The sequence below is a fragment of the uncultured Georgenia sp. genome (assembly GCF_937958535.1).
Classification (GTDB): domain Bacteria; phylum Actinomycetota; class Actinomycetes; order Actinomycetales; family Actinomycetaceae; genus Oceanitalea.
In genome coordinates this window covers 30,850-43,722 of sequence record NZ_CALGNQ010000244.1, presented here as the reverse complement: position 1 = coordinate 43,722, position 12,873 = coordinate 30,850, and the positions used below count along the sequence as shown (strand labels likewise).

Genomic DNA, 12,873 nt, shown 5'->3' with positions numbered 1-12,873 from the left:
CGGGCCCCGCAGTGTGCTTCGTACTTTTCGATCGTCGCTCGCCCCTGGGAGCGGGGCGAACTGAGTGAAAGGGGCGAGACACCTGAGCCGGGGCGGGGCGGACGAGGCCGGTCAGCTCGTCAGGGCGCTGCGCATGGGGCGCAGCTTGGCCTCCGACTCACGTGCCTCGGCGGCCGGGTCGGAGGCCGCGACGATGCCGCAGCCGGCGAAGAGCCGCACCGTGCGCGGGCCGGTCACCTCACCGGACCGCAGCGCGATGCCCCACTCGCCGTCGCCGTCAGCACCCATCCAGCCGACCGGCGCGGCGTAGCGGGCGCGGTCCATCCGCTCCGCGGCGGCGAGCACCTCCACCGCCGCGGCGGTCGGGGTGCCACCCACCGCCGCCGTGGGGTGCAGCGCCGCCGCCAGCGCGAGCGAGCTGGGGGCGTCGGGGGAGGAGCGGTCGACCACGCCGGTGACGTCGCTGGCCAGGTGCATGACGTTGGGCAGGTGCAGGACGAACGGTGACTCGGGGACGTTGAAGCTCGAGCAGTACGGCGCCAGCGCCTCGGCGACGGACTCGACGGCCAGCTCGTGCTCCCCGAGGTCCTTCGAGGAGCGGGCGAGCTCTGCGGCGTGGCGCAGGTCGGCCGCGTCGTCCCCGGTGCGCTGGATCGTCCCCGCCAGCACCCGGCAGGCGACCAGCCCCTGGTCGCGGCGCACGAGCAGCTCCGGCGTCGCCCCGACGAGCGCGTCCACCGCGAAGGTCCAGCAGGTGGGGTACTCGGCGGCGAGGTTGCGCAGCAGGTGCCGCACGTCCACGTCGCGGGCGGTGTGGGCGACGACGTCGCGTGCCATGACCACCTTCTCCACCGCCCCGGTGCGGATCGTGCCGATGACCTCGGCCACCGCCCGCTGCCACTGCGCGGAGGTCAGCGCGCCGTCGGAGAACTCGACGTCGCCCGGCGCGGTGACCGCCGCGACGTCGCCGCGGCTCTGGGCGAGCGTCGGCGTCGGCCCCAGCCCGGCGGGCCCGACGACGGTGAGCCAGCTGCGTCCGTCCCGCCGGCCCACGACGACCTGCGGCACGACGAGCGTGCCACCGGCGGCCGAGTCGCGGGAGAAGGAGAAGGAGCCGAAGGCGACCGGGCCCGTACCGGGCAGCCGCACCTCGTCGCGGACCACCATCGCGGCCGCGGTCGTCCGCCACCAGGTGTCGGCATCGGCCATCCGGGTCTCGCCACGGGTGTCGACGCGGGCGGCCACCCCCCAGCCGACGAGACCGTCGCCGCGCCGCACCCAGCTCACCGTGCTCGCGGCGTCCGGGCGGGGCAGGAGGTCGAGGAGGTCGCCGGGGTCGGGGATCGGGACGGTGCGCGCGAGCAGCGGGGAGCGCGCCGGTTCCCCGGCAGGTGCAGTGGACATCGCGGTGATCCTACGGTCAGCGCGTCGCGCGGTGCAGCGCGACGATCCCACCCGACAGGTTGCGGTAGGCCACCGAGCGCCACCCGGCGCGGGCGATGACGTGGGCCAGGGCCCGCTGGTCGGGCCAGTCGGTGATGGACTCCGCCAGGTAGCCGTAGGCCGGTGTGTTGGAGGACACGAGCTGCGCCACCCGCGGCAGCACCCGGGTGAGGTACCACGTGTAGACGGCGCGGAAGGGGCCGAACGTCGGGCGGGAGAACTCGCAGACGACCAGCCGGCCGCCGGGCCGGGTCACCCGGTACATCTCGCGCAGTGCGCGGTCGGTGTCCACGACGTTGCGCAGCCCGAAGGAGATGGTGACGACGTCGAAGGACTCGTCGGCGAACGGGAGGCGGGTGGCGTCCCCGGCGACGAAGGGCAGGTCCGGCCGGCGCCGCTTGCCCACCCCGACCATCCCGGTGGAGAAGTCGCAGGGGACGACGTCGATCCCCGCGTCGGCGTACGCCTCGCTCGACGTCCCGGTCCCGGCCGCGAGGTCGAGCACCCGCATGCCCGGCTCGGCGGCGACGGCGCGCCGGGTGGCCACCCGCCACAGCCGGTCCTGCCACAGGGACAGGACGTCGTTGGTGATGTCGTACCGGTGGGCGACGGCGTCGAACATCCGGGCGACGTCACGCGGCTGCTTGTCGAGGTCGGCTCGGCTCATGGGACCATCCTCCCAGGCAGCGGGCACCCCTCCTTGGTTAGGTAAGCCTAAGCGGACCTCCCGTCGGGACCTTTGTAGACTGCCTCCGCATCCCGGTGCCCGATCTGGGCCCGCTCGAACATCCTTCGCAGAACCAGGAGAGGTGACGTGCGCCAAGCCCACGATGACGCCGACGTCATCGTCGTCGGCGCAGGTCCCGCAGGTTCGGCCACGGCGCACTACCTCGCCCAGAGCGGGCTGGACGTCCTCCTCCTGGAGAAGGCGACCTTCCCCCGCGACAAGGTGTGCGGCGACGGGCTCACCCCCCGCGCGGTGGCCGAGCTCATCCGCATGGGCGTGTCCATCGACGAGTCCGAGGGCTGGATCCGCAACTGGGGGCTGCGCACCTACGGCGCCGGCCACTGCATCGAGATCCCGTGGCCCGAGCTCGCCGAGCAGCCGGCCTACGGCCTGGCCAAGGCACGGATGAACCTCGACGAGATCCTCGCCCGGCACGCCGAGCGGAGCGGGGTGCGGCTGCGCGAGGGCGTGGCCGTCACCGGGCCGGTCCGTCACGAGCGCTCCGGACGCATCCTCGGCGTCACCGCGCGGCTGGTGGACGAGAACGGCCGCCGCACCCGTGAGGAGCGCACCTTCCGCGCCCGAGTGGTCGTCGACGCCGGCGGTGTCTCCGCGCGGCTGGCCACGACGATGGGGATCGAGAAGAACGACAACCGCCCGATGGGTGTGGCGATCCGCACGTACTTCAAGAGCCCCCGCCACGACGACCCGATGATGGAGTCCCACCTCGAGCTGTGGGACGGGGAGCCGGGCAGGTCCAACCTCCAGCCGGGCTACGGCTGGATCTTCGCCCTCGGCGACGGCACCGTGAACGTCGGCCTCGGCTCGCTCAGCTCCACCGCCCGGCCCACCAAGCTGGACTACAAGGCGCTCTTCGCCCAGTGGATGCGCAACGCCCCCCAGGAGTGGGAGTTCACCCCGGAGAACCAGGTGGGCGAGCTGCGCAGCGCCGCCCTGCCGATGGCCTTCAACCGCAAGCCGCACTACTCCCAGGGCCTGCTCCTCGTGGGCGACTCCGGCGGCATGGTCTCCCCGTTCAACGGGGAGGGCATCGCCTACGCCATGCAGTCCGGGCGGATTGCCGCCGACGTCATCTCCCAGGCGCTCGTGCGGCACACCCCCTACGCCATGGAGAAGGCGCTGCGGACCTACCCCAAGATCCTCGCCGACGAGCTCGGCGGGTACTTCACCCTCGGCCAGGGATTCGCCCGGCTCATCGAGCGCCCGGAGATCATGCGGGCATGCGTGAAGTACGGTCTCCCCCGGCCGGTGCTCATGCGCTTCGTCATGAAGCTCCTGTCCGACGGGTTCGATCGCCGCGACGGTGACTGGATGGATAGGCTCATTGCGGCACTGAGCAAGGCGGTACCGGCCTCGTGACACGCAGACATCACAGCGGCCCGAGCGGATCGGCGCCGACGGCACACCGAGCATCATCGGAGGAACGATGAACCCCTTCGTCCCGATCCTCGTCATGGCGGCGGTCGCCGCGGCCCTGGCGATCGGTGGCCTCGCGGCCAGCGCCGTCGTCGGGCCCAAGCGGTACAACCGGGTCAAGGTCGCCAACTACGAGTGCGGGGTGGAGGCCACCCCCCGGGCGGCCGGCGCCACGCGCTTCCCGATCAAGTACTACCTGGTCGCGATGACGTTCATCATCTTCGACGTCGAGGTGATCTTCCTCGTGCCGTGGGCCATCGCCTACACCGAGCTCGCCGCCTTCGGGCTGATCGCCGCGCTCGCGTTCATCGCCATCATCACCGTGCCCTTCGCCTACGAGTGGCGGCGCGGCGCACTCGAGTGGGACTGAGGAGGAGTCATGGGTCTGGAGGAGAAGCTCCCCGCGGGGTTCTTGCTCACGACGGTCGAGAAGGCCGTCGGGCTCGCCCGCAAGAGCTCGATGTGGCCCGTCACCATGGGCCTGGCCTGCTGCGCCATCGAGATGATGGCTGCGGGCACACCCCGCTTCGACATCTCCCGGTTCGGGATGGAGGTCTTCCGCGCCTCGCCGCGGCACGCCGACCTCATGATCGTCTCCGGGCGGGTGAGCCAGAAGATGGCCCCGGTCGTCCGGCAGATCTACGACCAGATGTCCGAGCCGAAGTGGGTCATCTCGATGGGCGTGTGCGCCTCGAGCGGCGGCATGTTCAACAACTACGCCGTCATCCAGGGCGTGGACCACCTCGTGCCGGTGGACATCTACCTGCCGGGCTGCCCGCCGCGGCCGGAGATGCTCATCAACGCCATCATGGCGCTGCACGAGCAGGTGCGGAACGAGCCGCTCGGCGTCAACCGTGAGGCCGCGGCACGTGCCGCGGAGGAGGCGGCCCTGGCGGCCACCCCGACCCACCAGATGAAGGGGCTGCTGGCGTGAGCGAGCGCGACGACGAGAAGCAGGCCGCCGCCGACACCGTCAAGCCGGGCGACGGCACCACCCAGGCGCAGGCCACCACCGCTGCGGCCCTCGAGGCCGGCAGCCAGAACATCCCCGCCGGGCCGGTCGGCGGCCGCCGCCGGCTGGAGGTCGTCGACGTGCGGCGCGGCATGTTCGGGGTGCACGGCACCGGCGACACCTCCGGCTTCGGCGGCCTGGTCACCACCGTGGCGATGCCCCCGGCCTCCGAGCGGCCCTACGGCGGCTGGTTCGACGAGGTCGTGGACATCCTCGTTGAGCTGCTCCAGGGCGAGGGTATCGACCCCGACGCGGCGATCGAGAAGGTCGTCGTCGACCGCGGCGAGCTGACCCTCTTCATCGTCCGGGAGCACCTGCGGCAGATCGCCCAGTGGCTGCGCGACGACCAGGACCTGCGCTTCGAGCTGTGCCTCGGGGTCTCCGGCGTGCATTTCCCGAACGACGAGGGCCGCGAGCTGCACGCCGTCTACCACCTCGTCTCCCTCACCCACAGCCGCCAGCTGCGGCTCGAGGTCGTCGCCCCCGACGCCGACCCGCACGTGCCCACCCTGGTGGACATCTACCCGGGCAACGACTGGCACGAGCGGGAGACCTGGGACCTCATGGGGATCGTCTTCGACGGCCACCCCTCCCTCGCGCGGACCGCCATGCCCGACGACTGGGTCGGCCACCCGCAGCGCAAGGACTACCCGCTGGGCGGGATCCCGGTCGAGTACAAGGGAGCGACCGTCCCGCCGCCCGACACCCGGAGGTCTTACAGCTGATGGCCGACCACACGAACCTGCACGCCACCGGGCCTGCGCTCGACTCCCACACCGGCCCGGAGTTCACCGCCGAGGGCGGGGACTGGGCGTCCATCGCCGCCGAGGCCGAGCGGCTGGGCGAGGAGCGGATCGTCGTCAACATGGGGCCGGTCCACCCCTCGACCCACGGCGTGCTGCGCCTGATCCTCGACATCGAGGGCGAGACCGTCAACGAGCTGCGGGTCGGCACCGGATACCTCCACACCGGTATCGAGAAGAACATGGAGTACCGCACCTGGACCCAGGGCGTGACGTTCTGCACCCGCATGGACTACGTCGCCCCGCTGTTCCAGGAGGTCGCCTACTGCCTGGCGGTGGAGAAGCTCCTGGGCATCACCGACCAGATCCCCGAGCGGGCCACGCTCATCCGCGTCCTGCTCATGGAGCTCAACCGCATCTCCTCCCACATCGTCGCGATCGCCACCGCCGGTAACGAGCTGGGTGCCACGACGATGATGACCATCGGGTTCCGCGGGCGGGAGGAGATCCTGCGGATCTTCGAGCACATCACCGGGCTGCGGATGAACCACGCCTACATCCGCCCGGGCGGGGTCGCCCAGGACATCCCCGCCGACACCGTCGAGATGGTGCGCGAGCTGCTTCCGAAGGTCCGCCGGGACATCGAGGAGCTCCAGGACCTCACGATGGCCAACCCGATCTACAAGCTCCGCCACGAGGGGGTGGGGTACATCTCGCTGGCCGGTGCGCTCGCGCTGGGCCTCACCGGTCCGTGCGTGCGGGCCGCCGGGTACCCGCTGGACATGCGCAAGATCCAGCCGTACTGCGGGTACGAGACCTACGACTTCGACGTCCCGACCGACACCGTCTCCGACGCCTTCACCCGCGTCAAGGTGCGCTGGGCCGAGTGCTACGAGTCGATGAAGATCATCTACCAGGTGCTCGAGCGGCTCGAGGCCACCCCCGGCCCCGTCATGGTCGAGGACAAGAAGATCGCCTGGCCGGCCCAGCTGTCGATCGGCAGCGACGGGCAGGGCAACTCGCTGGACCACATCCGCGAGATCATGGGCACCTCGATGGAGTCGCTCATCCACCACTTCAAGCTCGTGACCGAGGGCTTCCGGGTCCCGGCCGGGCAGGTGTACCAGACCATCGAGCACGCCAAGGGCGTCATGGGCGTCCACCTCGTCTCCGACGGCGGGACCCGCCCCTACCGGGCGCACTTCCGCGACCCGTCGTTCTCCAACCTGCAGTCGCTGTCGATCATGAGCGAGGGTGGCCAGCTGGCCGACGTCGTCGTCACGCTCGCCTCCCTCGATCCCGTCCTGGGAGGGGTGGACCGCTGATGAGCGTCACCGGTTACGCACCGGAGGTGGAGGAGCGGCTGCGTGGACAGGCCGCGCAGATCATCTCCCGCTACCCGCAGTCGCGGTCCGCGCTGCTGCCGATGCTGCACCTGGTCCAGTCGGAGGACGGCTACGTCAGCGCCCGCGGCATCGCGCTGTGCGCCGAGATCCTCGGCCTCACCCGCGCCGAGGTCTCCGCGGTGGCGACCTTCTACACCCAGTACAAGCGCCACCCCAACGGGGACTACACCGTGGGGGTGTGCACGAACGCGCTGTGCGCCGTCATGGGTGGGGACATCATCTTCGACCGGCTCTCCGAGCACCTGGGCGTGGGCCACGACGAGACCACCGAGGACGGCAAGATCACCCTCGAGCGGCTGGAGTGCAACGCGGCCTGCGACTACGCGCCGGTCGTCATGGTCAACTGGGAGTTCTTCGACAACCAGACCCCGACCTCCGCCGTCGAGATCGTCGACGACCTGCGCGCCGGGCGGCCGGTCGCCCCGACCCGCGGACCGTCCACCGTGGGGACCTTCAAGGAGATCTCCCACGTGCTGGCCGGCTTCGAGGACGGCCGGGCCGACGAGGGGGTGGCCGCCGGGCCCGCCACGCTGGCCGGGCTGAAGCTGGCGCGGCAGCGCGGCTGGCGGGCCCCCGCGATGCAGGCCGACCGCGAGGGCACCGCGGACGGCACCTCCGTGCGCGACGACTACGGCAGCGCCGAGCGCCCGCCGGTGACACCTGACGACACCGACCCGGCGGGCAAGCGCGGTCCCGCCGGTGAGGGTGCGACCGCCGAGAAGGGGAAGGACGAATGAGCGAGACGACGACGGCGGCCCCGACGCCGCTGACGCCGGTGCTCTCGGACATCTGGGACGCCGAACGGCCCTGGACCCTCGAGACGTACCGCTCCCGCGGCGGCTACCGGGCGCTGGCCAAGGCCTTCACCATGGCGCCGGGCGACATCATCGAGACGGTGAAGAGCTCGGGCCTGCGCGGCCGCGGCGGCGCCGGTTTCCCGACCGGCCTCAAGTGGTCCTTCCTGCCCCCGCCGGACGGCGGGCCCCGCTACCTCGTCGTCAACGCCGACGAGTCCGAGCCGGGTGCCTGCAAGGACGTGCCGCTCATGCTGGCCAACCCGCACGCCCTCATCGAGGGGGTGGCGATCACCTCCTATGCGATCGGCGGGCACCACGCCTTCATCTACCTGCGCGGGGAGGTCGTCCACGTCTACCGGCGCCTGCTGGCCGCCGTGCGCGAGGCGCGGGAGGCCGGCCTCATCGGCACCGGCCTGGGCCCGAACGGCGACTACCAGCTGGAGATCACCGTCCACGCCGGTGCGGGCGCCTACATCTGCGGTGAGGAGACGGCGCTGCTCGACTCGCTCGAGGGCCGGCGCGGCCAGCCGCGCCTCAAGCCGCCCTTCCCCGCGGTCGCCGGGCTCTACGCCCGCCCCACCGTGGTCAACAACGTCGAGTCCATCGCCTCGGTGCCCGGCATCATCGCCGGCGGGGCGGAGTGGTTCAGCTCGATGGGCACGGAGAAGTCGGCCGGCCACGGGCTGTTCTCGCTGTCCGGCCACGTCGCCCGTCCCGGCCAGTACGAGGCCCCGCTCGGCATCACCATGCGCGAGCTCATCGACATGGCCGGCGGCATCCGCGCCGGCCACCGGCTGAAGTTCTGGACGCCGGGTGGGTCCTCCAGCCCGATCCTCACCGAGGAGCACCTCGACGTGCCGCTCGACTACGAGTCCGTGGGCGCGGCCGGCTCCATGCTGGGCACCCGCTCCCTCATGGTCTTCGACGAGACCGTCTCCGTCGTGCGCGTCGTGTCCCGGTGGACCGACTTCTACCAGCACGAGTCCTGCGGCAAGTGCACCCCCTGCCGCGAGGGCACGTACTGGATGAAGCAGGTCATGCACCGCCTCGAGGAGGGCAAGGGCCTACCCACGGACATCGACCTGCTGCTCGACGTGTCGGCGAACATCGCCGGGCGCTCCTTCTGCGCCCTCGGCGACGCCTCCGCCGTCCCGATCCAGAGCGGCATCAAGTACTTCCGCTCCGAGTTCGAGGCCGGGACCCACACTCCCGCCCGCGAGCTCTTCCCGTACGAGGCCTCCGCCGTGTTCTCCGAAGTAGGTGCCCGATGACGACGACCCCCGCCAAGGTGGACGAGCAGCTCATCCCCGTCACGATCGACGGCGTCGAGGTCGAGGTCCCCAAGGGCACGCTGGTCATCCGGGCGGCCGAGCAGATCGGCATCCAGATCCCGCGGTTCTGCGACCACCCGCTGCTCAAGCCGGCCGGTGCCTGCCGCCAGTGCCTGGTCGAGGTCTCCACCCCGGACCGGGAGGGCAACCTGCGCCCGATGCCCAAGCCGCAGGCCTCCTGCACGCTGGAGGCCACCCCGGGCATGGTCGTGGCCACCCAGCACACCTCGGCCGTCGCCGACAAGGCGCAGCACGGGATGATCGAGTTCCTCCTCATCAACCACCCGCTCGACTGCCCGGTCTGCGACAAGGGCGGGGAGTGCCCGCTGCAGAACCAGGCGATGAGCAACGGCTCGGCGACCAGCCGCTTCGTCGACGTCAAGCGGACCTTCCCCAAGCCGCTGAAGATCTCCAGCGAGATCCTCCTCGACCGGGACCGCTGCATCCTGTGCCAGCGCTGCACCCGGTTCTCCGACCAGATTGCCGGCGACCCGTTCATCGCGCTCCAGGGACGCGGCGGCGGCACACCGGGCCGGGACGTCCACGGGACGCACGGCTCCCAGGTGGGCCGGTTCGACGCCGACGTCCTCGACTTCGCCTACGCGGGCGGGGACGCCCCACGCGTCACCGACCCCTCGCTCAGCGGGCCGGTCCAGGGCGAGCCGGGGATCGAGGTGGGTCTGGCCGCAGGGCCGGTCGGCGTCGCCGAGACCGACGTCACGGGCCGCCCCTTCTCCTCCTACTTCTCCGGCAACACCATCCAGATCTGCCCGGTCGGCGCGCTGACCTCGGCCACCTACCGGTTCCGCGCCCGGCCCTTCGACCTCGTGTCCACCGAGTCGGTGGCCGAGCACGACGCGAGCGGCTCGGCCATCCGGGTCGACCACCGCCGCGGCGTCGTCGTGCGCCGCCTGGCCGGTGACGACCCCGAGGTCAACGAGGAGTGGATCACCGACAAGGACCGCTTCGCCTTCGCCTGGCAGAGCGCGCCGGACCGCCTGGAGTACCCGCTCGTGCGGGACGAGGACACCGGCGAGCTCGTCGAGACCAGCTGGTCGGAGGCTCTGCACCTGGCCGCCCGCGGCCTGGAGCGTGCCCGCGACGCCGGCGGCGTCGGTGTGCTGCCCGGCGGGCGGCTCACCGTGGAGGACTCCTACGCCTGGTCCCGCTTCGCCCGCACCGTCCTGGGCACCAACGACGTCGACCACCGCGCCCGGCCCTCGTCGGCCGAGGAGGCCGACTTCCTCGCCCGCCGCGTCGCGCGCGCCCCGATGGACGTCACCTACCGGGGCCTGGAGCACGCCGGGCACGTCCTGCTCGTCGCGCTCGAGCCCGAGGAGGAGTGCGGCACGATCTTCCTGCGGCTGCGCAAGGGGATGCTCGCCGGCACCGTCTCGGTGTCGACCCTGGCCCCCTTCGCCACCCGCGGCACGACCAAGCTGCGTGCCTCCCTGCTGCCGACGACGCCGGGCACCGAGCCCGTCGTGCTCGACGGCATCACCCCCGACTCCGACGACGTCGCCCTCGCGGCCGTGGCCGAGGCCCTGGCCCAGCCGAACTCGGTCATCCTCGTCGGCGAGCGGGCGGGGGCGCTGCCCGGCACGCTGAGCGCCGTCGAGCGCCTCGCCGACCGCACCGGCGCCCGGCTCGCCTGGGTGCCGCGCCGCGCCGGTGAGCGGGGCGCCGTCGAGGCCGGCCTGCTGCCGGGGCTGCTGCCAGGCGGCCGGCACGTCACCGACGCCGAGGCCCGCGTCGACCTGGCCGCCGCCTGGGGCGTGGAGCGCGTCCCGTCGACCGCCGGCCGCGACCTGCCCGCCATCCTCGCGGCGGCGGAGTCCGGCGAGCTCGGCGGCCTCGTCGTGGGCGGGGTCGACCTGCGCGACGTGCCCGACCCGGCCCTCGCCCGCCGGGCCGTCGCCGCGGCCGGCTTCGTCGTCCAGCTCGAAGTGCGCCGCAGCGAGGTGACCGAGCACGCCGACGTCGTGCTCCCGGTCGCCCCGCCCGTGGAGAAGGCCGGCACCTTCGTCAACTGGGAGGGACGCCGCCGCCCCTTCGGCCAGGTGCTCGTCTCCCACCACCTGTCCGACCACCGCGTCCTCGACGCCCTCGCCGCCGAGATGGGGGTGCCCCTCGGCTGCGGCACGATCGAGGAGGTCCACGCCCAGCTCACCGAGCTCGCCGGCTGGCAGCCCGCCCAGGCCCCGGTCCCCGCGCCGGCGCCCGCGCCCCGCACGGTCACCGTCGGACCGGACCAGGCGGTGCTCGCCACCTGGAAGCTCATGCTCGACGACGGCCGCGGCCAGGACGGCGAGCCGCACCTCGCCGGCACCGCGCACCGCCCGGTGGTCCGGCTGTCCGCGGCCCGCGCCGCCCGCCTCGGCGTCGCGGACGGCGAGCCGGTCACCGTGCGTGGCCCGGCCGGTAGCATCACCCTGCCGCTGGCCGTCACGACGATGTCCGACGACGTCGTCTGGCTCCCGGAGAACTCCCCGGGGTCCCACGTGCACGAGATGCTCGGTGCGGGCGCCGGTGAACTCGTCGACCTGGAGGTGACGCGATGATGGTCGCGCCCATGGTGGTGAGCGACGCCGTCGCCGCCCCCACTGCCGACTTCGCCAACGACACCTGGTGGATCTGGGTGGTCAAGGCGGTCGGGATCGTCGTCATGCTGCTGCTCTTCGTGCTCTTCGCCATCTGGGCGGAGCGCAAGGTGCTCGGCCGCATGCAGACCCGACCCGGCCCCAACGTCCACGGCCCGGCGGGCTCGCTGCAGTCGGTGGCCGACGCGGTCAAACTGCTCCTCAAGGAGGACATCAACCTCAAGGGCGCCGACCGCTTCGTCTACATGCTGGCCCCGTTCATCGCCGCGCTGTGCGCCTTCCTCATCTACGCGGTGATCCCCTTCGGGCCCGAGGTGTCGATCTTCGGCGTCGTCACCCCGCTGCAGCTGGCCGACTCCTCGGTCGCCGTGCTGTACATCCTCGGCATCACCGCGCTGGGCGTGTACGGCATCGTCCTGGGCGGCTGGTCGTCCAACTCGACCTTCCCGCTGCTCGGTGCCGTGCGGTCCTCGGCGCAGGTGATCTCCTACGAGCTGGCGATGGCCCTGGCCCTGGCCTCGGTCTTCCTCCTGTCCGGCTCGGCCTCGACCTCGCAGATCGTCGACGCGCAGACCGAGCTGTGGTGGGCCATCCCGCTGCTGCCCGCGTTCCTCGTCTACCTCGTCTCGATGGTCGGTGAGGTCAACCGCCTGCCCTTCGACCTGCCCGAGGCCGAGGGTGAGCTCGTCGCCGGCCACATGGTCGAGTACTCCTCGATGAAGTTCGCGTGGTTCTTCCTCGCCGAGTACGTCAACATGCTCAACGTCTCGGCCGTGGCGGCCACGCTCTTCCTCGGTGGCTGGCGCGCACCCTTCCCGCTGTCGACGATCAACGACGGCATGTTCAACGAGGGCTGGTGGCCGCTGCTGTGGATGGTCGCCAAGATCTGGCTCGTCATGTTCTTCATGTTCTGGCTGCGCGGCACGCTCCTGCGGTTCCGCTACGACCAGTTCATGAACCTGGGCTGGAAGGTCCTCATCCCGATCGGGCTGGCCTGGCTCGCCGCCGTCGCGGTCATCCAGGGCCTGCTCCAGTTCGCCGGGCTGGACCTGCGCTCCCTGCTCTTCGTCCTCGCCGGTGTCCTCGTCGTCGTCCTGCTCCTCACCCTGGTCTGGCCGGAGAAGAAGCCCGAGCCCGAACCGGAGCCCGCGGCCGCGCGGCCGGGTGCGGACGGCGTCGTCGTGGACTCGGAGTTCGACGCGTTCGCCGGTGGCTTCCCGGTGCCGCCGCTGCCCGGCCAGCAGCTGCCGCCGTCCCCGCGGCGCCGGCTGCGCGAGCAGCAGCAGGCCCCCACCGCCACCCAGACCATTTCGGCACCCGCACAGGAGGCCACAGATGAGTAAGCGCCAGGACCACGAGCCGGGCAAGGACCGGCTG

The 12,873-nt window shown here is 72.0% G+C and carries 11 protein-coding genes; 9 read left to right on the top strand and 2 right to left on the bottom strand.

Annotated features, from left to right (window positions below; all coding sequences use genetic code 11):
* Window positions 1–111 precede the first annotated feature (111 nt).
* Both Q0195_RS13315 and Q0195_RS13310 read right to left on the bottom strand, forming a co-directional pair.
* Window positions 112–1,404, bottom strand: a complete 1,293-nt coding sequence (locus Q0195_RS13315; RefSeq protein WP_299279323.1) for an isochorismate synthase — start codon at window positions 1,402–1,404, stop codon at window positions 112–114.
* Between the two features lie 16 nt (window positions 1,405–1,420).
* Window positions 1,421–2,110 (bottom strand): demethylmenaquinone methyltransferase, encoded by a 690-nt coding sequence (locus Q0195_RS13310; RefSeq protein WP_299279321.1) that lies wholly within the window; start codon window positions 2,108–2,110, stop codon window positions 1,421–1,423.
* Between the two features lie 147 nt (window positions 2,111–2,257).
* Between Q0195_RS13310 and Q0195_RS13305 the strand changes: the two genes are divergently transcribed.
* From Q0195_RS13305 to nuoH, 9 genes are all read left to right on the top strand, one after another.
* Entirely contained in the window at window positions 2,258–3,550 is a 1,293-nt protein-coding gene (locus Q0195_RS13305; protein WP_299279319.1) for a geranylgeranyl reductase family protein, read from the top strand.
* Between the two features lie 67 nt (window positions 3,551–3,617).
* Window positions 3,618–3,977 (top strand): NADH-quinone oxidoreductase subunit A, encoded by a 360-nt coding sequence (locus Q0195_RS13300; protein WP_299279317.1) that lies wholly within the window; start codon window positions 3,618–3,620, stop codon window positions 3,975–3,977.
* A gap of 9 nt (window positions 3,978–3,986) precedes the next feature.
* Window positions 3,987–4,541: an NADH-quinone oxidoreductase subunit B gene (locus Q0195_RS13295; RefSeq protein ID WP_299279315.1), complete on the top strand. Its 555-nt coding sequence runs from the start codon at window positions 3,987–3,989 to the stop codon at window positions 4,539–4,541.
* Between the two features lie 110 nt (window positions 4,542–4,651).
* Entirely contained in the window at window positions 4,652–5,344 is a 693-nt protein-coding gene (locus Q0195_RS13290) for an NADH-quinone oxidoreductase subunit C (protein ID WP_299279330.1), read from the top strand.
* Complete coding sequence (locus Q0195_RS13285) at window positions 5,344–6,687, top strand: NADH-quinone oxidoreductase subunit D (RefSeq protein ID WP_299279314.1); 1,344 nt, start codon at window positions 5,344–5,346, stop codon at window positions 6,685–6,687. Before Q0195_RS13290 ends, Q0195_RS13285 begins: the two co-directional genes overlap by 1 nt.
* Window positions 6,687–7,505 (top strand): NADH-quinone oxidoreductase subunit NuoE, encoded by an 819-nt coding sequence (gene nuoE, locus Q0195_RS13280; RefSeq protein WP_299279312.1) that lies wholly within the window; start codon window positions 6,687–6,689, stop codon window positions 7,503–7,505. Before Q0195_RS13285 ends, nuoE begins: the two co-directional genes overlap by 1 nt.
* Entirely contained in the window at window positions 7,502–8,836 is a 1,335-nt protein-coding gene (nuoF, locus tag Q0195_RS13275; protein ID WP_299279310.1) for an NADH-quinone oxidoreductase subunit NuoF, read from the top strand. The genes nuoE and nuoF overlap by 4 nt, the downstream gene beginning before the upstream one ends.
* Window positions 8,833–11,457 carry an NADH-quinone oxidoreductase subunit G gene (locus tag Q0195_RS13270; protein ID WP_299279308.1) on the top strand — a complete coding sequence of 875 codons (2,625 nt, stop codon included), beginning with the start codon at window positions 8,833–8,835 and terminating at the stop codon, window positions 11,455–11,457. The genes nuoF and Q0195_RS13270 overlap by 4 nt, the downstream gene beginning before the upstream one ends.
* The gene (gene nuoH, locus Q0195_RS13265) at window positions 11,454–12,839 is read left to right on the top strand and encodes an NADH-quinone oxidoreductase subunit NuoH (protein ID WP_299279306.1); all 1,386 of its coding nucleotides are present in this window, start codon (window positions 11,454–11,456) and stop codon (window positions 12,837–12,839) included. Before Q0195_RS13270 ends, nuoH begins: the two co-directional genes overlap by 4 nt.
* The last annotated feature ends 34 nt before the right edge of the window (window positions 12,840–12,873 follow it).